This is a genomic window from Paraburkholderia dipogonis (assembly GCF_046027395.1).
Classification (GTDB): Bacteria; Pseudomonadota; Gammaproteobacteria; order Burkholderiales; family Burkholderiaceae; genus Paraburkholderia; species Paraburkholderia dipogonis_A.
The window spans coordinates 145770-167473 of record NZ_JAQQEG010000021.1 but is presented as its reverse complement, the minus strand read 5'-3'; the positions used below and the strand labels follow the sequence as shown (position 1 = coordinate 167473).

At 62.7% G+C, this 21704-nt stretch carries 18 protein-coding genes; 8 read left to right on the top strand and 10 right to left on the bottom strand.

Annotated features, from left to right (window positions below):
* Nucleotides 1-129: 129 nt before the first annotated feature.
* The 7 genes from PQR32_RS22500 to PQR32_RS22470 form a co-directional block, all read right to left on the bottom strand.
* Nucleotides 130-564: a CHRD domain-containing protein gene (locus PQR32_RS22500; protein ID WP_408231799.1), complete on the bottom strand. Its 435-nt coding sequence runs from the start codon at nt 562-564 to the stop codon at nt 130-132.
* A gap of 483 nt (nt 565-1047) precedes the next feature.
* On the bottom strand, nt 1048-5490 hold the full coding sequence (locus PQR32_RS22495; RefSeq protein WP_408231796.1) for an ATP-binding protein: 4443 nt from the start codon (nt 5488-5490) through the stop codon (nt 1048-1050).
* Between the two features lie 54 nt (nt 5491-5544).
* Nucleotides 5545-6291 (bottom strand): aquaporin Z, encoded by a 747-nt coding sequence (aqpZ, locus tag PQR32_RS22490; protein ID WP_408231793.1) that lies wholly within the window; start codon nt 6289-6291, stop codon nt 5545-5547.
* Nucleotides 6292-6543: 252 nt separating this feature from the next.
* On the bottom strand, nt 6544-7188 hold the full coding sequence (locus tag PQR32_RS22485; RefSeq protein WP_408231790.1) for a response regulator: 645 nt from the start codon (nt 7186-7188) through the stop codon (nt 6544-6546).
* Between the two features lie 118 nt (nt 7189-7306).
* A complete protein-coding gene (locus tag PQR32_RS22480) occupies nt 7307-7996 on the bottom strand; it encodes a response regulator (protein ID WP_408231787.1) in 690 nt (229 codons plus the stop codon).
* Nucleotides 7997-8136: 140 nt separating this feature from the next.
* Nucleotides 8137-8841, bottom strand: a complete 705-nt coding sequence (locus PQR32_RS22475) for a response regulator (protein ID WP_408231839.1) — start codon at nt 8839-8841, stop codon at nt 8137-8139.
* A 313-nt stretch (nt 8842-9154) separates the two neighbouring features.
* A complete protein-coding gene (locus PQR32_RS22470; RefSeq protein WP_408231784.1) occupies nt 9155-10471 on the bottom strand; it encodes an MFS transporter in 1317 nt (438 codons plus the stop codon).
* Nucleotides 10472-10566: 95 nt separating this feature from the next.
* On the opposite strand from PQR32_RS22470, the gene PQR32_RS22465 reads away from it, so the two are divergent.
* The 7 genes from PQR32_RS22465 (at nt 10567) to PQR32_RS22435 (ending at nt 17228) form a co-directional block, all read left to right on the top strand.
* The gene (locus tag PQR32_RS22465; protein ID WP_408231781.1) at nt 10567-11454 is read left to right on the top strand and encodes a LysR family transcriptional regulator; all 888 of its coding nucleotides are present in this window, start codon (nt 10567-10569) and stop codon (nt 11452-11454) included.
* Between the two features lie 487 nt (nt 11455-11941).
* The gene (locus tag PQR32_RS22460) at nt 11942-12658 is read left to right on the top strand and encodes a c-type cytochrome (protein ID WP_408231778.1); all 717 of its coding nucleotides are present in this window, start codon (nt 11942-11944) and stop codon (nt 12656-12658) included.
* Nucleotides 12655-14034, top strand: coding sequence for a c-type cytochrome (locus PQR32_RS22455; RefSeq protein ID WP_408231775.1), 1380 nt, complete (start codon nt 12655-12657; stop codon nt 14032-14034). The genes PQR32_RS22460 and PQR32_RS22455 overlap by 4 nt, the downstream gene beginning before the upstream one ends.
* A 24-nt stretch (nt 14035-14058) precedes the next feature.
* A complete protein-coding gene (locus PQR32_RS22450) occupies nt 14059-14235 on the top strand; it encodes a hypothetical protein (RefSeq protein WP_165923876.1) in 177 nt (58 codons plus the stop codon).
* A gap of 2 nt (nt 14236-14237) precedes the next feature.
* Nucleotides 14238-14810: a cupredoxin domain-containing protein gene (locus PQR32_RS22445; RefSeq protein WP_408231772.1), complete on the top strand. Its 573-nt coding sequence runs from the start codon at nt 14238-14240 to the stop codon at nt 14808-14810.
* Nucleotides 14797-16422, top strand: a complete 1626-nt coding sequence (locus PQR32_RS22440) for a b(o/a)3-type cytochrome-c oxidase subunit 1 (RefSeq protein WP_408231769.1) — start codon at nt 14797-14799, stop codon at nt 16420-16422. Before PQR32_RS22445 ends, PQR32_RS22440 begins: the two co-directional genes overlap by 14 nt.
* Nucleotides 16419-17228, top strand: coding sequence for a c-type cytochrome (locus PQR32_RS22435; protein WP_408231766.1), 810 nt, complete (start codon nt 16419-16421; stop codon nt 17226-17228). The genes PQR32_RS22440 and PQR32_RS22435 overlap by 4 nt, the downstream gene beginning before the upstream one ends.
* A 72-nt stretch (nt 17229-17300) precedes the next feature.
* On the opposite strand, the gene PQR32_RS22430 is transcribed toward PQR32_RS22435, so the two are convergent.
* On the bottom strand, nt 17301-18953 hold the full coding sequence (locus tag PQR32_RS22430) for a methyl-accepting chemotaxis protein (protein ID WP_408231763.1): 1653 nt from the start codon (nt 18951-18953) through the stop codon (nt 17301-17303).
* A gap of 298 nt (nt 18954-19251) precedes the next feature.
* Here PQR32_RS22430 and PQR32_RS22425 point away from each other — a divergent pair, with 298 nt between their 5' ends.
* Entirely contained in the window at nt 19252-20052 is an 801-nt protein-coding gene (locus tag PQR32_RS22425) for a bestrophin-like domain (RefSeq protein ID WP_408231760.1), read from the top strand.
* Nucleotides 20053-20066: 14 nt separating this feature from the next.
* Here PQR32_RS22425 and PQR32_RS22420 read toward each other — a convergent pair whose 3' ends face one another.
* A complete protein-coding gene (locus PQR32_RS22420; RefSeq protein ID WP_408231757.1) occupies nt 20067-20879 on the bottom strand; it encodes an HpcH/HpaI aldolase/citrate lyase family protein in 813 nt (270 codons plus the stop codon).
* A gap of 34 nt (nt 20880-20913) precedes the next feature.
* Nucleotides 20914-21666 carry a GntR family transcriptional regulator gene (locus PQR32_RS22415; RefSeq protein WP_106302037.1) on the bottom strand — a complete coding sequence of 251 codons (753 nt, stop codon included), beginning with the start codon at nt 21664-21666 and terminating at the stop codon, nt 20914-20916.
* Between the last annotated feature and the right edge of the window lie 38 nt (nt 21667-21704).

The following is a 21704-nucleotide window of genomic DNA, read 5'->3' as shown; positions in this document are numbered from 1 at the left end:
GGGACACGCTCCTTCGATTGTGTCCTGTCATGTTACGTGCGTTCGCTACTACGCCGGTGGATGGCGGCTTCTAATCTCGCCTCTAATCTCAAAAAGGGCGCGCGCCGCCGGGTAAGGCTTGCCGCTCGCCTAGTTTGCCGGCAAAACCTGTCCGCGAATTTCACCCATCGGGTTCTGTGCGGTATGAACGTTGAAGTACCACTGCCCTGCCATCAGATCCGTCACCTGCTGTTCAGTCAGCGCCGCCGAGCCTTTGATCGGGCTGGCGAGCGCGCCTTTGTCGATCGGCACCTGAATCTTGGCGTTCTGGCCCACTGGCGCGGGTCCGTGGAAATGCGCGGCGGTTGCCGGGCCGCTCAGACCTTCATAGGTGACCGTCCATTGCAGGGATTTGGTCGACGTGTCGAAGGTGGCGTCCAACATGCCGTACCCGTGGCTCACGCGAGGCGGCACTTCGCTCGAAGGCTCGAGATCTGCCTTTAACGCCACCGTATCCGCGAAGGCGACGCCCGACGCCAACGCCCACAACATCATTGCAAGATTCAGTTTTCGAAGCGCAATCATGGTCTTCTCCGGACTTGATGCACCGCCGCACCGACATTCGGCCGCGCGCGAAGCCACCACATACTAGTGCAAATCCGGCGAACCTGTTTTTGCTGGAGAGCGCAGGGACATCGCGCGTTTTTTAGTCGGTCACTTTCGCGCACTGCACCCGCCTTCGCGGCGTCCGAAACGCGTGGCACTTTGTAGTTGTCCGTAGTGATCCCGGCCTTTTTTTCCGACACACGAACGTGCTTGCGATATCGCTCCGAAAGCACCTCGACGACCTTTTAATCGATTTCCTCAAACAGTTAATTGCGCATTTTGTAATGAATGAACTGCAATATCCCGGTTATCCTTCTGCTTGCGAGAAGTGACTCCTTCATCGAGGGAAGTCTCCAAATCTTTAACGCGGCTTCGGCCGCGTTTTTTTTCGTCTTTTTGTCACGCTCCGTTTCACACACGCGGCTTAAGTTCCGAAGCGATCAAATATGCGGGAGCGGTTTTTTATACGAGCAACGCGGCTTGCTGTTCGATTCCGTCCAGCATGGCATTGCACTTGTCGATTAGAACCATCCCGTCGTCGCGCACGCCTTCCGGCGGCTTGACCGTGATTTCGCGGCGATAGTCTTCAAGTGCCTTGAGCAGCGGCGGATATTGCAGGACACTCGCCGCCCCCGCCACGCGATGAAGCCACTCCCGCACGCGTTCCACCTCGATACGCTCGGACTCCACGCGCTCGAGCAACGGCGACAGCGACTGCACGTCCTCGCGCACGGACGACACGAACGAGTCGAGCAACGCCTTGACGGTCGATTCACTACCCCACAGCTGTGTCATGTGCCCGAGATCGACCGGGACGAACGGCTCGGCGCCGCCATGAACATCCGGTACGGCGACTGCCGGCGTGTTGACGGCCTCCGAAGGCGCGGCTTGCCACGCGCTGTCGGCGCCGAACCAACGGCTCAGATATTCACGCAGCGTGGCGAGCCGTGTCGGCTTCACGAGGCTGTCGTCCATGCCCGCGTCACGGCACAGATTCAGGTCTTCGGGCGCGGTGTTCGCCGTGATACCCAGAATGGGCAGGCGATAAGCACCGCCTTCCTCGCTTTCACGAATGCGCCGCGTGAGTTCGTAGCCGGACACGTTCGGCATGTGGCAATCCGTGATCAGACATCCGTAGCTTGTGTGCTCCAGCGCCGCCAACGCCTCGGCGCCGTCGTTCGTGACATCGCAGGCGAAACCGAGCAACGCGAGCTGGTGACGGATCAACTCCTGATTGACCGGATGATCTTCAGCGACGAGGATCAGCCGGCCACTGGCGATGGCACGCTCGCGGTCCGGCGGCGAAGTGGCACCCTCGGGCGTACGCGACATACCTGCCGATCGCGGCGCCACCGACGGCAGCCCCGTCATCGCGGCGGCGCACGCGGCGCCGAGGCCGCGCCACGAAATGGGATTGATGCTGACGCGCACGTTGTCGTCGAGAATGCGGTAGCCCGTCGGCTTCGGCTTCTCGGTCAGACAGATGACGCGCGTGCGCGGCCTGATGTCCGCGGGCAAGGTCACATCTTCATTCACGAACAGCAAATCCACATCGGCCAGTGCGGCGCGATCGTACAGTTCCGGTGCGTCAGGTGAGACGCGGCGCAATTTGAGGCCGAGCGCCTCGCCGAAGTGCATCAGCGCCTGGGCGATACGCGTGTCGCCGGTTGCCACGATTCCGCGCTTGCCGCGCAATCCGTTGACGGAATAGTGCTGGGTCTCGATGGGCATGGCGAGCCGCACGGTCATGCGCGTGCCGCGACCCGGTTCGCTGTGCAACGTGAGCGAGCCATTCATGAGGTCGATCAGCTTGCGGCAGATCGTCAAGCCGAGGCCCGTGCCGCCGAACCGGCGCGTAGTGGACGATTCCGCCTGCACGAACGGCTCGAACAGCCTTGCCTGTACTTCCGGCGCGATGCCGATGCCGGTGTCCTCGACGATCATCTCGAGCGTCTGAATGCCGTCGCTCTGCGCGACGACCGACACGCACACGTCGACCTCGCCTTGCGGCGTAAACTTGATGGCATTGCCGAGCAGGTTGAAGAGAATTTGCCGCAATCGGACGCTATCGCCGCGCAGGGTGGCGGCAACGTCCGAGCCAATATCCACGCGTACTTTGAGACCCTTTTCATGGGCGCGCCCAGCCAACAGGCCGACAGCGTTGTCCGCCAATTCACGTATGTCGATGGATTCGGCCTCGATGGTCAGCCGTCCCGCTTCGATTTTTGAAAAGTCGAGCAAGTCATCGAGGATCTGCAGCAGTGCGCCCGCCGACTCGTGAATCATGCCCAGCATTTCGCCTTGGTCCGCGTTGAGCGGCGTGCGCTCCAGCACTTCCACGAGACCGAGCACGCCATTCATTGGCGTGCGGATTTCGTGGCTCATCATGGCGAAGAAGTCGTCTTTGGCGCGCGAGGCCGCTTCGGCCAGGTCGCGCGCTCGCGCAAGCTCGTCGGAGCGCGCGTGCTCCACGCTGGCGTCCACCCAGTAGCCGCTCCAGACGACGCCGCCGTCCGATTCACGAAGTGGTACCAATTCGGCGCGCGCCCACTTGATGCCCTGGTTGCCGGCGAAACGGAATTCCATGTTCACCGGCGTTTCGCTGTGTGCTGAGCGCTCGAGCTCAGCCAGCACGAACGCCCTATCCTCATCGCACACGCGCTGGAAATTGACGTGATCGCTGCTGCTCGGCGAATCGTCCTTCGCACCCAGCAGGTGGCGCGTATCGCCACCAATGTATGGAAACGAATACACGCCATCCGCAGTGCGGCGCAGTTGAAACACCACCGCCGGCAGCGATCGCGTTACGTCGAAGAGGCGTCGCTCGGTTTCGCGCGCGCGCATTTCGGCGCGCCGGATATCGGTGATATCGACCACCGTGCCGAGCACGCAAGCCGCTTGACCGTCACCGCCGCGGCAGATCCGGGTCCAGAAAAGACCATGCCGCACGTTGCCCGCGCCGCGCTCGAACTGCAACTCCACCTGCGCGGCCTCGCCGCCGTTCAGCATCTCGCGTGTGATGTCGTCCAGGATGCGGCTATTGGCCTCGCCCCAGGTGCGCACCTCCATGGTGGTTCGTCCGACGATCGCCTCGCGGCCCAATCCGCAGGCTTGCTCATAGGCCTCGTTGACTGCGATATAACGGCCATCGAGGTCCTTGGCGACGAGCGGATAGGGCACCGTCTTCATCAAGGTTTCCTGGAAGTTCAGTTGCAGTTCCAGTTCACGCTCGGTTCTCTTGCGCAGCCTGACTTCTCGCTGCAGCAACAGATAGGCGCGCAGCGTGATCAGCAGCGCGACGCCGATGCCGATCAGCACCGGCAGCAGACGCACCGCGGTCACGCTCCACATGCCCGACTCCGGCGCACTGCCGGTGACCCACTTCTGCCGGATACGCTGCTTTTCCGCGGGCGACATAGCCAGCAACGCACGGTCGATCAACCCGGCGAGCGGGCTCAAGTCCGGACGTACGGCAAAGTCGAGCGCATCGGAATCGCCCACCGTGCCGAGGATCTTGAGGACGCCGTCGTACCGTTGTTTGAGCAGGATATCCACAGCGGCCACGTTGCCCACCAGAACGTCCGCCTCGCCGGACTCGACCATCTTGAGCGCGTCGTCGAGACTGGGCGCGACCACGACGTGGTCCGCCGGAATTCGCTGGAATGCAAGCTGCACCGAACCGGCAACATGCGACGAAACGACGATGCGGCGTGACGCGAAATCGTTCAGCGAGCGAGCCGCCGGCTCGTCCTCACGCCCGACTATCACCAGCGGATAGCTCTCATATGCGCTGGTATGCCGCGCTTTCGTGAGGCGTGGATCATGGCTGGAAGCACTGGCGAGAATCGCCAGTTCGCCGCGCTGGAAAGCTTCGATCGTGGCGGGCCAGTCGGCGGTTTGGGCGCGGTTGAACACGACGCCGAGAGTGCGGCTCAGATACGTCAAATAGTCGGCGGCAATGCCCGCCGGTCGGCCGGAACTGTCGACGTAACTGAAAGGGGGCCAGCCATTATCGAAGCCAACCTGCAATGGCGGCAGCGAACGAAGCCAAGCCTGCTCTTGCGGCGTCAGCGCGAGACGCGGCGCGGCGGACACAGGCTTCGCGTCGAAGTTGCCGGATAGCCAGCGCATGCGAATCGCCACTTCGTCGGCCGGGTTCATCGACGCGAGCGCCTGGTCGAGCTGGTCCCGCAACGCAATCTGTTGCCGGGGCACCGCGAACCGCAAATTCGCTGTTTTGCTGTTCTCCTCGAAGGCCACTCGCAAGCCACGAAACTCGTCGGTGGACAATGCATATTGCACGGCGGGAGTGAAGCCGAGATAAACATCGGCGTCGCCCTGGATCACGGCCGCGAGTGCGGCGCGCGTCGCGGAGAACGTGGTGATCTGGGCGTGTGGGAAGCGCTCGCGTGTCACACGCTCGAGCGCAAAACCTTTTTCTAGTGCGATACGCGCTCCCGCCACCTGAGCGGGACTGCCGTAACTGGTACCGTCTCGGCGCACCACAACCGACGCGGAAGAGCGGAAATAAGGCGTGGTAAAACTCAAGCACCGCTCGCGCTCGGGCGTGCGGGCAAGGCTCATCAACAGATCGACATTTCCGGCGCATGCCGCGGCAAGCAGTTGCGGCAGGGCCGGGAACGCCTTAGCTTCGATGACGACGTTCGGCCCGACGAGGGCGCGCAGATAGTCGACACTCATGCCGGTGATCTGACCGTCTTGCAGAGCGTCGAACGGCAGCCAACTATTAGAGAGAACGCCGACGGTCAGTTTAGCGGGGAAATTGGCAACAACCTGAGTGTTCGAGCGATTGTCGAACGATTGGGCAAACGCTGTTGTTTGCGCGGTGACAAATAAGAAGCATGCGAGCAGACACAGCGAGAGGCGTTCAAGTGCACGCCTCATTGCAACACCTGGCATGAAATCGATGGCAGACACGGTAATGGCATCCGACGACACTCAGGCAGCTTCGCCACGCCCGTCGGCGAGCGTAGCGGCACCGTGGTCGGCCTTGCCGTGCAGAAACGAGAACAGCGCACCGGCCATGACACCGCCTGACAGGGGCGCAGCCCAGAACAGCCAAAGCTGGTCCAACGCCCAATCGCCGACGAACAATGCCTGGGCCGTGGAGCGGGCGGGATTGACCGAGCCGTTGGTAACCGGAATCGACACGAGATAGACCAGCACCAGACAGGCGCCGACGACCAGCGGCGCGATCGGCGCCATGTCTTGCCGGCGGGCGATTAAGAGGCTTGCCATGACGAAACCGAAGGACAGCACAAACTCGATGGCCAGCGCTGAATGCATCTGATAGTCGGCAGGAGAATGGTCGCCGAAGCCATTTGCCGCGAACTCGCTCGCGCCTAGATCGAACCCGGGACGGCCGCCCGCCACGTAAAGAAGTAGCGCGGCTGCAAATATCGCACCGAGAATCTGCGAGGCAATATAGGGGAGCAGATCCCTGACCGGAAAACGTTGCGCGACAGTGAAGCCCACAGTGACAGCCGGATTGAAATGACCGCCGGACACGCCGCCGAAACAATAAGTGGCCGTAGCGAGCGCGAGTCCGAACGCGAGCGCCACCTCCAGCACGCCGCCTGCCTGCTGGATCGCGCCGACGTTCAACACAATGCTGCCGCAGCCGACGAACACCAGCCACGCCGTTCCGACACCCTCGACCAACAACCGCTTACCTAACGCATCCATGCCGCCTCCTGGTTCTGTCCGCCAGGCAGACGGCATCGCACGATTGCCATCAGACATCTGCCTGTATTCTTTCGGCCCGGGCATCGCTCAGCTTGACGAAATGACTGTTTTCATCAGGAGAGTACGGAATAAAGCCGCAGTGAATTCAGAACTATGAGACGCCAACGTCCCGCAACCAATCAGAAGACTCCTAAATTCCTGGGTTCTCCAAAATCATCTACCGACGGCGCAATGCGATATGCTCGCCGGCTGTCAGGCCAATCCGATCTGCCGCGCATAGCCGATCAGGTCAGCTTCCGTTTCCAGCCCGAGCTTGCGCATCGCACTACGTTTCTGGGTACTGATGGTCTTGCCGCTGCGCTGCAAACGCACCGCGATTTCATGGACGGCAAGACCTTGGACATAAAGTTGGAAGACTTCCCACTCGCGCGCGCTCAGCATGCCCGCGCGCAAGTGCAGCGGCGTGTCGGCCGCCTCCATCGCGACACGCGCGTGTTGCGACAGATAGACGCGCCCGGCAAAAGCGGCCCCGATCGCGTCGATCAACGCTGTGACGGTCTCACGTTTATCGACGATTCCGACCACGCCGATATGCAGAAGACCGGAGAGCATGTGGGCATGGCAGATCATGGTGAGGACGACGACGCAAGGATGCGACGGACCCCGCAACAGGCGGCGCAGAAACGACACGGCGTTGCTGCCGCCATGAATGCCCGGCATGTTGATATCGGAAACGACGACGTCGCACGCGCAGGCGTCGAGTAATTCCGCCAGTCCGTGGGTGTCGGCCGCTTCGCCGACACATTCGATGTGCGGCGCGCATTGCAACACGCGCTTGATGCCGACGCGAACGCACTCGTGATCGTCTGCGATGATGACGCGGATCTTCTGTCTCATTTTCTGTTGTCTTATCGATTGGTATGCCCTGCACACGGTGTGCTTCCCCGGGCGATGCCAATACATCTTCTATTCGTCGCGCGACGGCGCGACACGTCGCCGACTTATCTCCGGCTCATCACCGCTTGGGCATGCGCTCCTCAGGAATCACGCCGTACTCGACAGCGAAACGAAACAGTTCGGCGTCGCTGTGCAGCGCGAGCTTGCGCATAGCCGTGCACTTCTGCGCGCTGATCGTTTTGACGCTGCGTTCCAAACGCGCCGCGATCTCAGTCACGCCGTACCCTGACGCGTACTGGGTGAACACCTCGAGTTCGCGGCGCGAGAGAATCTTCCGGACATAATCGAGCCGCTGGGTCGCCGTTGCGTCGGCGATCAATGCGCGCACCGCCGGCCCGACATAGCACTCGCGTGCCAGCGCCGTGATGACGGCCACATGAATCAGGTCGATCCGGTCCCGCTTGCTCACCAGTCCCTCGACGCCGAGCGAAATGACTTTCTGAAGTTCGGCCGCCTCGGTTTCCATGGTGAGCACGACGAGCGCGATGTCGGGATAGCGCGTCTTGAACTGCCTGACGACCTCCAGTCCGCTGCCATCCGAACCGCCCGGCATGTAGAGGTCCATGAGCACCAGGTCGCATGAACCGCGATCGATTTCCGCGAAGAGCTCGGTGGCGTCGGCTGCACGGCCGACGATCTCCATATTCGGATAGCCGCTCATCAGGTTTTCGATCGCCAGCAGCACCAGCGGATGATCGTCCGCGATGATCGCGCGAACGGGGGTGCTTACCTCAGCGGTGTCGCGCATCTTCTATTTCTCCTCCGTACCTTGAATGATTGCCGCCATTTTTCCGTCAAGCTGCTCGTATCGCGATGATTAAATATTTTCGCGAGAATAAACATAAGATCGCTCCGAAACAACCTCAGCCAATTCAAACAGTAAATTGCTTAGATATCCGATTCAAAATTAAGAATTCCATAAGCGCGCACGTAAGAGAAAAGACCGGGATCGTTGGCGACACCGAGTTTGGCCATCGCTTCGCGTTTTTGCCGCGTGACCGTGCGGCGGTCGCAGCCGAGCGCCGCCGCAATGTCCGAAATCGACTGGCCACTTACCAGCAGCCTGATGACTTCAGATTGTTTGCCCGTTAAACGCGGAGCCGGCGGTCGTTCGCACTCGGGATCCTGCGGATGCGCCAGCGCTTCGATGATGGAACGGCCGAAGTAGGTTTCACCGTGCTGAGCTGCGTCGATCGCCTGCCACAGTTCGTCCATCGACTCCGCCTTGCCGACCATGCTCACGGCGCCGTCCGACACAATCGCGCGAAGAATCGCGGCGTTTGCCAGAGTTGTCATCACCACGACGCGCAATTGCGGCCAGCCAATTCGGATGCGTCGGACGAGATTCAGGCCGTCGGCGATCGCGCCAGAACGTTCCGGCATCGCGAGATCGGTGACGAGCACATCGCAGGGCGTGCTCTGCAGGCGTTCGATCAGCGAAACGGGATTCGTCGCCTCATCGACGACAGCGACGCCGGCGTGCATTTCCAGCGCGGCGCGGACGCCAAGGATAACGAATGGATGATCGTCCGCCAGGATAATTCGAAGATTCACTGGGATTGTCTCTCGTTTGTTGTAGGAGTGAATGCGCATACGCGGAAAAATCTGAACCACTGTGCGCATGCTTTAACGGCCCCTCGGCAACGTTCAATGTGCCAAGGCGCTCATAAAATCACTGCCGCAACTTCACGAAAATCGGAGCGTTCTGAATCCTGCAGAGAAACTAATAGTCCATTGCGGATCTATTAGAAATAGAAAACATAATTACGCGGAATGGATATTTTCGACTTTCTCGAACGGCGCATTTTCGGCGGAAACTCAGCGACTCGACCATTCGTCGCAGAAGTTCCGACGCGGCGCGTCGCGGCGCCCGCAGCATAGTTAGCAACGGGCACCGTGATTCATATCAAGTTGCATCGCAAGCGGACGCCGCGCTCACCTTGCCTTCACGCGCCGCGCGCGGAAACACCGGCAACGCGATCAATGCGCACACGCTGGCCACGGCCCACACCATCGGCCACGAACCGACCGACAACAGCGGCGGGATCGCCAGCGGCGTCAGGAACAGCGTGAGAAACACACAGGTGTTGCCGATCGCCAGCGCGGTGCCCGCGCGGCTCGTCCCTGCCAGCGTGGCCAGTTCCGTGAAGGCCACGCCGTGCCATGCCGACGCGCTCACGCCGCCCAGCACGACCATCAGCGCGAACACTGCTGTCATCGCCGCGTGATGCATGCCGGCGAGACCCGTCAGCAGTGCGAGCGACGCGAACAGCACCGCCGTCACCAGACTACAGGCGCGCATGTAAGCCCGGCGATTGCCGCGCCGGTCGGTCCAACCGCCGCTCCAGACCCGTGCGATCGCGGCGCCCGTTTGCACCGCGGCCATCGTCACGCTGATCGCCAGTACACCGGCACGGCTGAAATCGTGAAGAAACACGGTCCCGAACGTCACAACGGCGAGTTGCGGCACGCATAGCGCGCCGGCGCCGAGCGCCACGCGCCAGATGCCGATGTCGCGCAACGGCGAAACTCTGGCGGGCACGCCGCTCGCCGCTGCCGTGTCGCGGACGTCACGCGCGCCGTCCGCCTCGGTATGAGAAGGTTCGTGCAGCCAGCGCCACGCGAACACCGCCGTGATCGCGCAGGCGAGCGCGAGCACGGTATAGGCGCTCGCAAAGCCCAAGCGCGACGCGAGCACCGGCAGCAGCAATGCGCCAAGGCCGCCGCCTGCGGGCACCGCGGTCTGGCGAATGCTCATGGCCAGCCCGCGCTCGCCCTCGCGAAACCAGGCCATCACCGCGCGGCCGCTCGATCCGTTGACGCTGCCGCCGAGCAGTCCGACCAGCAACAGGCCGAGCGCGAGCATCGTCACGCTCGGCACATGCGCACCGGACGGCACGACGAATAGCGCCAACCCGGCCAGCGCAGCCGCAGTAGAAAGCAGTCCGAGCAGCAAGACGCGCCGGTCGCCCCAGCGGTCGGTCAGCAGCCCCCATGGCAATTCGCTGACCGCGATGCCGAGGCCAAGCATGCCGAGTACGAGACCCAGTCCGTCATTGCCCAGGTGATAGCCGGAGCGCAAGAAGACCGCCGTCGTCGGAATCCCCGAAAACGCTGCCGAAAAGCTCGCGTTGGCGGCAAACCCGACGCCCAGCACCTTCCATCGATGACTTGCCGTTCGACCGCCAGATAACCCCACAGCCATAATTGATTCGCTTCCCATGACACCCTCCGCAAAGAATCTGGGGGTATCCTACGGCTGAGGCTTCCATCGGAAAAGCCGGAAATTCAGATGACTTCCATCGGATATAACGAATCATGAGCCAACGCGGATTTGACCTGACGCAGTTGCGGACCTTCGTCGCCGTCGCCGAATCGGGCAGCGTCTCGGCGGGCGCGGAGCGCGTGTTCCTGTCGCAGTCCTCGGTCAGCGAACAGTTGAAGAAACTCGAGGAACGCGCCGGCCAGCCGCTCTTCATCCGCAGCAAGCAGGGCGTGAGCGCCACGCCCGCCGGCAGCCGGCTGCTCGACCACGCGCGCCGTATCATCGCGATGAGCGAAGCCGCGTTCGAAGACCTGCAAGGCCGCTCGCTCGACGGCGAGTTGCGCATCGCCATCACGGACTACTACCGTCCGCACGACATCGCGCGCATTCTCAAAACGTTCTCGGAACAGCATCCACGCCTGAAGCTGCACGTCACCGTGCAGCCGAGTGCGGTGATCGACAGCAATGCGGGCGACGATGCGTCGTTCGACATCGGTCTCTCGCTTCGGATCGTCACCGACCACACGCGCGCCGCGAGCCGGCGCACCGGCGCGCAAAGCACGGTTGTGCGCCGCGAGAAACTGCTGTGGGTCAGCGCGGCCGATTCAGGTCCACGGCCGGCCACGCCCTATCCACTCGTATTGCTGCCGTCGAGTTGCCAGTTGCAGCGCTTCGTCGTAAAGCTACTGGACGAGCACAAGGTGCCGTATGTGGTGTCGCACTCCGCGTCCGGCGTCGCCGGCTTGCAACTCGCGTTGAAGGCCGGGCTCGGCATTTCCTGCCTGAACGAATCGTCGATTGGCGGCGGGGTCGTGGCCTGTCCGGCAAGCGTGGGTTTGCCCGCGTTGCCCGCCGTGGAGTTTCATCTGCTGCCCGGGCGAATCGGCGAAACCGAACTTGTCAGCAACGCTCGCACGGCCTTGATGCGGCTCTTCAGTTGACTCACGGATGATGGGCTCACGCCGTCTCGCTGAAGCCCGCGACTCATCATCAAACGATCACATTCGCGCGATAGCGTCGGGCCGCGAGACGATTCACACTGGAAATGTTGAAAGCCCCCTGGTCGACGCCTATCATGATCAGGTGTCCCGTCGAATGAGCTTTTGTTTGCTATTGACGCGTCGACTAAATTCCTGCAACCTCGTACACGCTGCTGAACGTTTCAAGCGTTAATTCCCGCAGCCCGAAAGCCGCCACCCACCGGCGCATTCAGGCAGATCATTGTTTTTATAAAGCAATCGCATCGCCGTAGCGAATCACCACTCGCCATCCAGAATAAGTCCGTTTCGATTTGCTGTTCTTGCAGTCGTTATACGAGAAAAACCGGCAGAGTTGACATGCGTCATCCGTCGGCTTCATAAGCGAATCCACGTGCAAATGCGCGAGAGATAATCGAGAACAAAGAACGTTCCCTAATCGAGGCCTGGCGTGCATCGTCGAACTATCGGATCGTCGATTCTATTTGTGCTTTACGTCGTGTGGAGCGGCGTGGCGTTCGCCGCCACCGACGCGTCTAGCGCCATGCCCTCGGCCATGGACGAGCGCGTGCGCGCCTGCACCTCGTGTCATGGCGTGCAAGGCCAGGGCCTGAACAACGATTACTTCCCGCGCATTGCCGGCAAACCGGCCGACTACCTGTTCAATCAGTTGACCGCGTTCCGTGACGGCGGCCGCACCTATCCGCCAATGGGTTATCTGCTCGCCTTCCTGCCTGACGACTATCTCCGCAAGATCAGCCAGTATTTCGCCGATCTGCAACCGCCCTACCCCAACGCCGATCACAGCGACGTCGCGCCCGCCGTGCTCGCCGCCGGACAGCGCCTCGTCACACAGGGCGACCCGGCCCGCAAGATACCGGCGTGCATTGCGTGCCATGGCGCGCGCATGACCGGCACGCAGCCGGGCATTCCCGGCCTGCTCGGTCTGCACGCGAGTTATATCGCCGGGCAGATGGGCACCTGGCGCTCGGGCACGCGGCACGCGCTCGCGCCGGACTGCATGCATTCGATCGCGGTCAAACTGACCGACAAGGACATCACCGCGGTGTCGAGCTGGCTCGCGCGCCAGCCACGTCCGGCCGATCCGCGGCCCGCACCGGCGTCCGCGGAGCGGCTGCCTCTCGCCTGCGGGAGCCAACCGCAATGAAGCCGACACTTCGCTCTCCGGGCACTTTTCGCGCCGCTTTGATTGCCGTGATGAAGCGCCGTTGCGCGCCGGCGTCGCTCGTATCCAGTCTGTTGCTTGGTGGCCTGATCGTAGCCGGCAGTGCCGCGCTTCTGCGCGCATCGCCTATACCGCTGATCGCCGAAGCACGCGCCGCCGAAACCAGCCCAGCAGCCGCTCCAGGCGGCAACGCCGACACGCGCCCCGACATCGTCAAGCGCGGCGAGTATCTGGCGCGCGCCGGCGACTGCGTCGCGTGCCATACCGCGCCGCGCGGCAAACTGTTCGCCGGCGGCCTCGCGATGGAAACGCCGTTCGGCACGCTGTACTCGCCGAATATCACACCCGACGCACAGTACGGCATCGGCACCTGGAGCCAGGACGCGTTCTTCAAGATGATGCGCACCGGCCGCACGCCGGACGGCACGCTGATCTACCCTGCGATGCCGATCGCGCAATACACCAAGGTCACGCGCGAAGACTCGGATGCGATCTTCGCCTATCTGAAGACGGTCGCGCCGGTACGCGTGCCGAACCACAAGCATACGCTGCGCTTCCCGTTCAATCAGCGCAAGCTGCTATACGGCTGGCGCACGCTGTATTTCCGCGAGGGCGAGTTTCAGCCCGACCCGACCAAATCGGTCGAATGGAACCGCGGCGCGTATCTGGTCGAAGGACTCGGTCACTGCACGATGTGCCACACCAAGATCAACATGCTGGGCGGCTCGTCGCAGAGCGAACAGTTCGCGGGTGGGCTGATTCCGGTGCAGAACTGGTACGCGCCGTCGCTGACCTCGGACAAGGACGGCGGCCTCGGCGACTGGAGCATCAAGGACATCGTCGATCTGCTGCAAGCAGGCATTTCCGATCGCGGCGCCGTGTATGGCCCGATGGCCGAAGTCACGTATCACAGCCTGCAGTACATGACGGAAGAAGACGTCAAGGCGATGGCCGTTTATCTCAAGACCTTGCCAGACAAGAGCGGCCGCAAGTCGGGGCCGTCGTCGCCGACCAACACCAACGTGTTCGCGCTCGGCGAAAAGATTTACGCCGACAAGTGCGCTCTCTGCCACGGCGACAAAGGCGAAGGCAAGTTGCAGCATTACCCGCCGCTCGCCGGCAACCAGTCGATCGAAATGGACTCCGCGGTCAATCCGATCCGCATTGTGCTGAACGGCGGATTCCCGCCAGGCACCGTGCGCAATCCGGAACCGTACGGCATGCCGCCTTTCGGCCAGGAACTGAACGATACCGACGCCGCTGCCGTGGTCACCTATATCCGCACTGCGTGGGGCAATCACGGCCAGCCCGTGACATCCCGCGAGGTCAACGAGTTGCGCAAGGCGCCGCTGCACTGAAGCGCCGCACTGGAGAACGTCTAGATGGAAGCGAACGATACCCGCAGCGCGACACCGCCTACGGATGACGAAGTGGAACGCGTCGTCGCGGCCGGCCCGCACGGCGCGATCGCCGTGGCCGGCGTCGCCACGCTGATCGTCATGGCGATCTGGTTCGGCTTCTACTTCGTCGTGTTTCTGCCGCGTGGCGTCGTTCACTGACTATGTCGACCGAATCGAATCATCAACCGGGCGGCGGCCACGCGGTCGCCTTACGCGCCGAGCGACGCTGGGCTATCTTCGCCGTCGCGCTGATCGTGCTGATGCTGGTGGTCATCGTGTACTCGGGGCTGCATTGGGCGATGATGCCGCCCTCGCGCGTCGAGACGATCGATCCGTCGCGCCTGCAACTGTCCGGCGAATTCGTCGAAGACAATCTCGGCAGCGCCGTCGAACCGGATGGCTCGGTGGTCGTGCGCTTCATCGCGCAACAGTATTCGTTCACGCCCCAATGTCTGCTGGTGCCCGCCGACACGCCGATCACGATCCGCACCACGAGTGCCGATGTCGTGCACGGCCTGCTCGTCACCGACACCAACATCAACACGATGGTCGTGCCCGGTTATGTCGCCACGCTCAACACGCGCTTCGACACGCCCGCCGATCACACCATGCCGTGCCACGAGTTCTGCGGCTTCGGCCATCAGACCATGTGGGCGCACGTGAAAGTCATCGACAAAGCCACCTTCTTCGAGCAGGCCCGACAATCACGGAGGCTGAGCTGTGTTTCACGCTAAGCGACTCGTTCTCGCGCATTTCTGGCTCGCCTTCATTGCGTTTCTGATCGCGCTGCTGCTCGGCGCCTGGCAGATGCTGGTGCGCAGCCCGCTCGTGCCGTGGGTCGGCGACCCCGAGCTGTACTATCGCTCGGTCACCGCGCACGGTTCGGTGATGGCCTACGTGATGCCCACGCTGGTGTCGATGGGCTTCGGCTACGCGATCGTCGAGCTGGCGCTCGCGCAGCGCCTCGTGGGTCTCAAATGGGCATGGGCCGCGTTCATCATGCTGGCGGTCGGCGCGGTGATGGCGATGGTGCCGGTGGCGCTCGGCAAAGCCTCGGTGCTCTACACCTTCTATCCGCCGATGATCGGTAGCCCGTTCTATTACCTCGGCGTGGTGCTGGTGGTGGTCGGCTCGTGGATCTGGGTCGCGCTGATGCATGTGAACCTGCGCATCTGGAAGCGCGCCAATCCCGGCAAGCCGGTGCCGCTCGCGATGTTCGCCAACGTGGCGGGCGCGTATCTGTGGGCATGGACGGCCGTCGGCGCGGCGCTGGAAATCCTGTTCCAGATTCTGCCGGTCGCGTTCGGCCTCACCAATACCATCGACGCCGGCCTCTCGCGCATCCTGTTCTCATGGACGCTGCACGCGATCGTCTACTTCTGGCTGATTCCCGCGTATATCGCCTACTACACGCTGGTGCCGCGCGCGATTGGCGGACGGCTGTATAGCGATTCGATGGCGCGCGTGTCGTTCATCCTGTTCCTCGTCTTCGCAATGCCGATCGGCATCCACCACCTGTTCGCCGATCCGCAGGTCGGCTCCGGTTTCAAGTTCCTGCATGCCGTGTTCACCGGCATGGTGTCGGTGCCCACGCTGCTGACGGTGTTCACGATTTGCGCGTCGGTTGAAATCGCCGGCAGACTGCGCGGCGGCAAGGGTGCATTCGGCTGGCTGACCGCCCTGCCCTGGCAAAACCCGATGATGCTCGTGATCGCGTTTTCGTTCGTGATGCTCGGTCTGGGCGGCGCGGGCGGGTTGATCAACATGAGCTATCAGTTGAACTCGACCGTGCACAACACGCAGTGGGTGACCGGGCACTTCCATCTGATCTTCGGTGGCGCGATCGTCATCATGTATTTCGCGATCGCTTATGAACTGTGGCCGCAACTGACCGGACGCGCGATCGTGTCGGTAAAGCTGGTGCGCACGCAACTGTGGCTGTGGTTCGTCGGCATGATGGTGGTGACGCTGCCGTGGCACTACGTCGGGTTGCTCGGTGCGCCGCGCCGCATGGCCTATTACGATTACAACGCTCTCGGCTTGCAGTCGCAAGCGTTCTGGGTCGGCATGTCGGCGGTCGGCGGATTGATCCTCGTGGTGTCCGGCGTGCTGTTCATCTACATCCTTGCGAAGTCGCAATTTGGCCCGGTGGTTCAGCAGCAAGTCTTCCGTTTTGCGAGCGCGGCGCAACCGGTGGAGCGCGTGCCGGCCGCGCTCAATAGCTTCGGTTTGTGGGTGGCGTTGATGATCGGACTCACGGTCGTCAACTACAGTGTGCCGATCGTGCAGTTGCTCAGATTGCCGCAGACCTCTGTGCCGGCAGTCGTCGTTGGAGCGCAACGATGAATCAGGAACGCGTCTTCAGCTTGCGCAACCCCTGGTTCACGGTAAGCGTGGGCGGCACGATCGCGATTGCCATCGTGGGAATACTGATCGGCTTCATCTGGCTGCCGTCGGCAAGCAAGTCGTTCGGCGATCGCGGCTTATGGGCGACGATCTGCAGCGCCGCGGGTGCGCCGTCGAGCTGGTACGGCGGCGCCAATCTCTCCGGCCCGGCGCCTAGCGACGTCGTGGTCTTGCCGCCGTTGCGGCGCGTGCGGGCCGACGCGAACTCGATCGGCCGCGGCGCGACGATCGCGACACAGAATTGCTCGATGTGTCACGGCGTGCTCGGCACGGTGCAGGTAACGGCGCCCGCGTTGGCCGGGCAATATGCCGATGTGGTCTACAAAGAGTTGCGCGACTACCAGAACGGCGTGCGTCAGAACGCGATCATGCAACCGATCATCGCCGCGCGCAGTGATCAGGATTTGCACGATCTGGCGGCTTATTACGCGTCGCTGCCGAGAGCGCCCGCGGCGGAGACCCTGCCCACCGGCGTGGGACCGGATGCGAATGCGGTGAAGCTTGCCATGCAGGGCGATCCGCAGCGCAATATCGCGCCTTGTGCTGCATGTCACGGACAACTCGATCGCAAGGGAGCGGCGCCGTGGTTGGGCGGACAGTCGTCGATTTATCTCGCCGCGCAGATGCGCGCCTTTGCTTCCGGCGCACGGCATAACGACATCAATGAACAGATGCGCAACGTGGCGCGGCAAATGACGCCGGCCGAAATCGACAGCGTCGCCAAATACTATGCGGCCATGCAGTAACGGCCTCTATGTCTGCGCGGCGCCGTTTGTCCCGAAGAGTCAGCGCGCCGCCGTGCATAACAACCGCCGATATCAAGCCGTTGCAAACCCGCTTGCATCGGCCGTCTTCGGTGCGGCGATCGAACCACCACGCCGCCCGGCGAATGCAGAGGAAGACGACGCCGCTCCGCTCCCGGTCTGGAACACCGACACCGCGGACGTCAGCCGCCGCGCCTGCTCTTCCAGCGAACTCGCGGCCGCCGCGGCCTGTTCCACCAGCGCGGCATTCTGCTGCGTCACCTCGTCCATCTGGGCGACCGCGAGATTGACCTGATCGATGCCCGTGCTCTGTTCGGTTGCGGCCGCCGCGATCTCGCCCATGATCGAACTCACTCGCGCAATCGCATCGACGATCTCGGTCATCGTCGAGCCCGAGCGTTGAACCAGTTGCGACCCGGCCTGCACGCGAGCCGTCGATTCGTCGATCAAACCCTTGATCTCCTTCGCCGCCGCCGCGCTGCGTTGCGCGAGCGAGCGCACCTCGCTCGCCACCACCGCGAAGCCGCGTCCCTGCTCGCCTGCACGCGCGGCTTCGACGGCGGCGTTCAGCGCCAGAATGTTGGTCTGAAACGCGATCCCTTCGATCACGCCGACAATGTCGGCAATCCGCCGCGAGTCATCGACGATGCCATGCATCGTGCCCACCACCTGCTCGGTGAGATCACCGCCTTGCGCGGCCAGCGTGGATGCGCCCTGCGCGAGCGAGCTGGCCTGCTTCGCGTTGTCCGCCGTCTGCTTGACCGTCGAGGTGAGCTGTTCGATGCTCGCCGCCGTTTCCTCGAGCGACGCGGCCTGTTCCTCGGTACGTTGCGACAGATCGGTGTTGCCCGCGGCAATCTCGCTCACGCCGGTATCGATGGATTCCGTGCCTTGACGCACCGAATTCACCGTCGTGATCAGCGATTCCTGCATCTTGCGCAACGCAGCCGCGAGACGGCCCATTTCGTTATTGGTGGCCACGACGATCTGCCCGGTCAGGTCGCCGTTGGCGATGCGCTGAAACTGCTCGATGGTGGCGTCGACCGGACGGACGATCGCGCGCACCAGCGCCGCGCGGCCGATCCACGCACCCAGCAGCGACGCGACGATGCCGATCGCCACCGCAATGCAGATCGCATAGAACAGATCCTGCGCGTCCTGATAGCGTTGCGCGCCGTGATCGAGTTGCAACTGTTCGAGCGTGAGCATCGCCTTTTCGTACGCGCTGTAGAGCGACGGCAGCTTGTGCGCCTGCCATTGCTGGAAGGTCGTCTTGTCGCCGGACTTGAGCGCGGCGAGCGCCGGATCGACGCCTTCATGCAGGAAGGTGTCGCGCTTGTCCTGCATGTCCTTGATGAGGCGCTGTTCATCAGCGTCCGTACTCGCGCGGCTCACATAGTGGGCAAGACGGTCGTTGGAAGCTTTCTGGTACTGATCAAAGCGCTTGAGCACCGCGTTCGCGCCGTCCTGATCGTTCAGGTCGACGAGCGATGCGTAGGTGGCCAGCGCGAGACGCAGGCGCAGCAACTGTCCGGCGCTGCCTTCGAGGTCGGCGACGGCCGGCGTATCGACGGTGTACATCTGCTGCAGCGAGGCGTTGCTCGAGCGCAGCGACAGCAAGCCAGCGGCGGCGCCGAACAGCAGCACGACGCCGAAGAAGACGATCATCAGGGTAAGGCAGGTGCGAATCGACAGATTTTTCAACATCGGGCTTGTCTCCGTTGGGCTGCCTGACCGAATGTTCAGTAAAAACCTCGGCCACGCGTGCTGCGCCCAAGCCGAGCCGGCCAGGTCCGCAACTCTTGTTTAATTTAAGCGAACGCCACATATAAGGACTACGGCGCAATAACGAAAAACTTTATGGTCGATGGCGCATGTGCTTGCGCTGCATCAACATACAGGCGCATATGAAGGGCGATTCGCACTGGGCGTTGCGGGACTACCCGGGTTCTCGGCGAGCGGCGCTTGATGGAAAGTGGCGGGAATGTGTCTATGGAGCATGGCGATGTCGGAAATAGGCTCGGCGCTGGTGGTTTTCGTTCTCCTGCTCGCCGTGACCGGAGTCGGTGTGTGGGTACGCCCCCTCCTGCCCGAGGAGCACAAGGCGCACGAGACGGTGCAGTTGATCCAACTGGTGATCGGCATGCTGGTGACGTTCGCCGCGCTGGTACTCGGCTTGATGACGGCGTCCGCGAAATCCAGCTTCGACACCGCCTCGAATGATTTGCGCACCTACGCGGCCGACCTGATCGAGTTCGACACGACTCTGCGCGAATACGGCACGGATACCGAGCCGGCCCGTCAGTTGTTGAGCCAGTACACCGCGGCGGCAATTGCATCGACGTGGCCAGCCGAAACGCCGCCGGGCGGCGACTATCCGAAAGACATAGGATCACAGGACAACTCGCAGAAACTGGAGAGCGTGCGGCTCGGCGACATGCTGACCGCCGTGGGCCGAGAGTTGCGGACACTGCGGGCGCGCGACCCGTTACAACAGCGCGCGCTCGACGACGGGTTGAAGCAATATCGCCGCGTCGTGGATGCGCGGTGGAAGCTCATCGAGGAAGCGCACAGTTCGATTTCCCAGCCTTTCCTCACGACATTGACGTTCTGGCTGGGCGTGATCTTTCTGAGTTTCGGCTTGATCGCGCCGCGCAATGCGCTGGCGCTGGTCACGATTTCGCTGGGCGCGGTGTCGATTGCTTCGGCGATCTATGTCATTGTCGATCTGGATACGCCGTTTACGGGGCCAATTGTCATTTCCAGTGCGCCGATGAGAGACACGTTGGATCATTTGAGGCGGTGAGCGTCGCGCGTGCGTCACGGCATGAGCGCGTCGAACTCCGCGATCCGCCGCGCCCGTTCGATGACCGGCCGGTCGACCAGTTTGCCATCCACCGCGAACGCCCCTTCCGGATGCTCGCGTGAAGCCGCCAAAACACGCGACGCCCAGCGCCGCTCGTCCTCACTTGGTGCGAAGCCGCTGTTGACCGGGTCCACCTGTCGCGGGTGAATGCACAGCTTGCCGCCGAAGCCGAAGCGCCGCGCAGTGGCCACATGCCCGGTCAGGCGCGCGAGATCGTCGAGCTCCAGCGTCACACCGTCGATCGGGGCGGACAGGCCCGCATAGCGCGATTCGATCACCATCTGCGAGCGGACGTAATCCAGTTCGACGCCGAGTCCTTCGATGCCGGCATCGCCGCAAAAATCCACCGTGCCGAAGGCGAGCCGCATGACCGACGGCGCGCTGGCAATCTCTCGCATCGCCACCACGCCGGCGACGGTTTCGATAAGCGCGACGATTCGTATCTGCGATGGCAGCCGCGCGGCGACATCGGCGAGTTGCTGCGCGCTGTCCGACTTCGGCAGCATCAACGTAGAAACGCCGGACGCGCGCACCATGTCCACGTCGTCGGCATGCCACGGCGTGCCCACCGCATTGACGCGGACGATCAGCCGCGTCAGGTCCGCCGTCGACAGCCAGCGTTGCAGGCCCTCGCGCGCGGCTTGCTTGGCCGCCGGCGCGACCGCGTCTTCGAGATCGATCACCACCGCGTCGGCGCCGCTGTCGAGCGCCTTGGTGAAGCGCTCGGGGCGGTCGCCCGGCACGAATAGATAACTGCGTGCGTCCATGTTGTTCTCCTGAACGGCACGCGTCGCGATGCTGCTAGTTCGCGTGCCAGTCGCGTTGAAACGTTTCGGAATAACTGTAGCGATCCGCCGGATGCACGCTGATCGTCAACTCGACCACCTGCGCGCGCCGGTTCAGATAGCGGCGGCACAACCACAGCGCGGGCGAACGCGGCTTCGCGTTCAAACGCTGCGCCAGCTTCGCCGGCAGCGCGACCGCGCGGATTTCCTGCTGCACTTCGGTGATCTGCTCGCCGAACTGCTTTTCGATCATCGTGTAGATCGGCACGTGCGTCCGGCCGCTCAGGCCCGTCAACGAGCGAAACGCGGGGTGGATATACACCTCGGTGTGGCAGATCGGTTCGACACTCTCAGGCGACAGGCGAATGCCCTCGGCCAGCAGCCAGGTTTCGCCTGGCTTTGCGCCGAGCCGCTCGATCAGATCCGGGTCGTCGATCTCGACAGTCTGCGTCGACGCGATCTCCAATTCCGTGTCGGTCGTATAACGGTGCAGATCGCTCAGGCGCTCCATCACCTGACGGTACGCCGTCTCGCTCTGCGTGGCTTTCACGCGGGTGCCGATGCCGGGCCGCCGGTCCACCAGGCCGCGCTGTTCGAGTTGCTTGATCGCCTGCCGGACGGTGAAGCGGCTCGCGCCGAACTGCTCGCAGAGTTCGAACTCGGTCGGCAGCAACGTGCCGATGGGAAACTGTCCGCCCTGAATCTCGTTCAGGAGCGTCTGTGCCAGTTGCATGTAGCGCGGCTGTTGCCCAAGGACTGTCGTGGCCATCTGGATGTGCAAAAAAGTGAAAGGGCGGACGGTCGCCC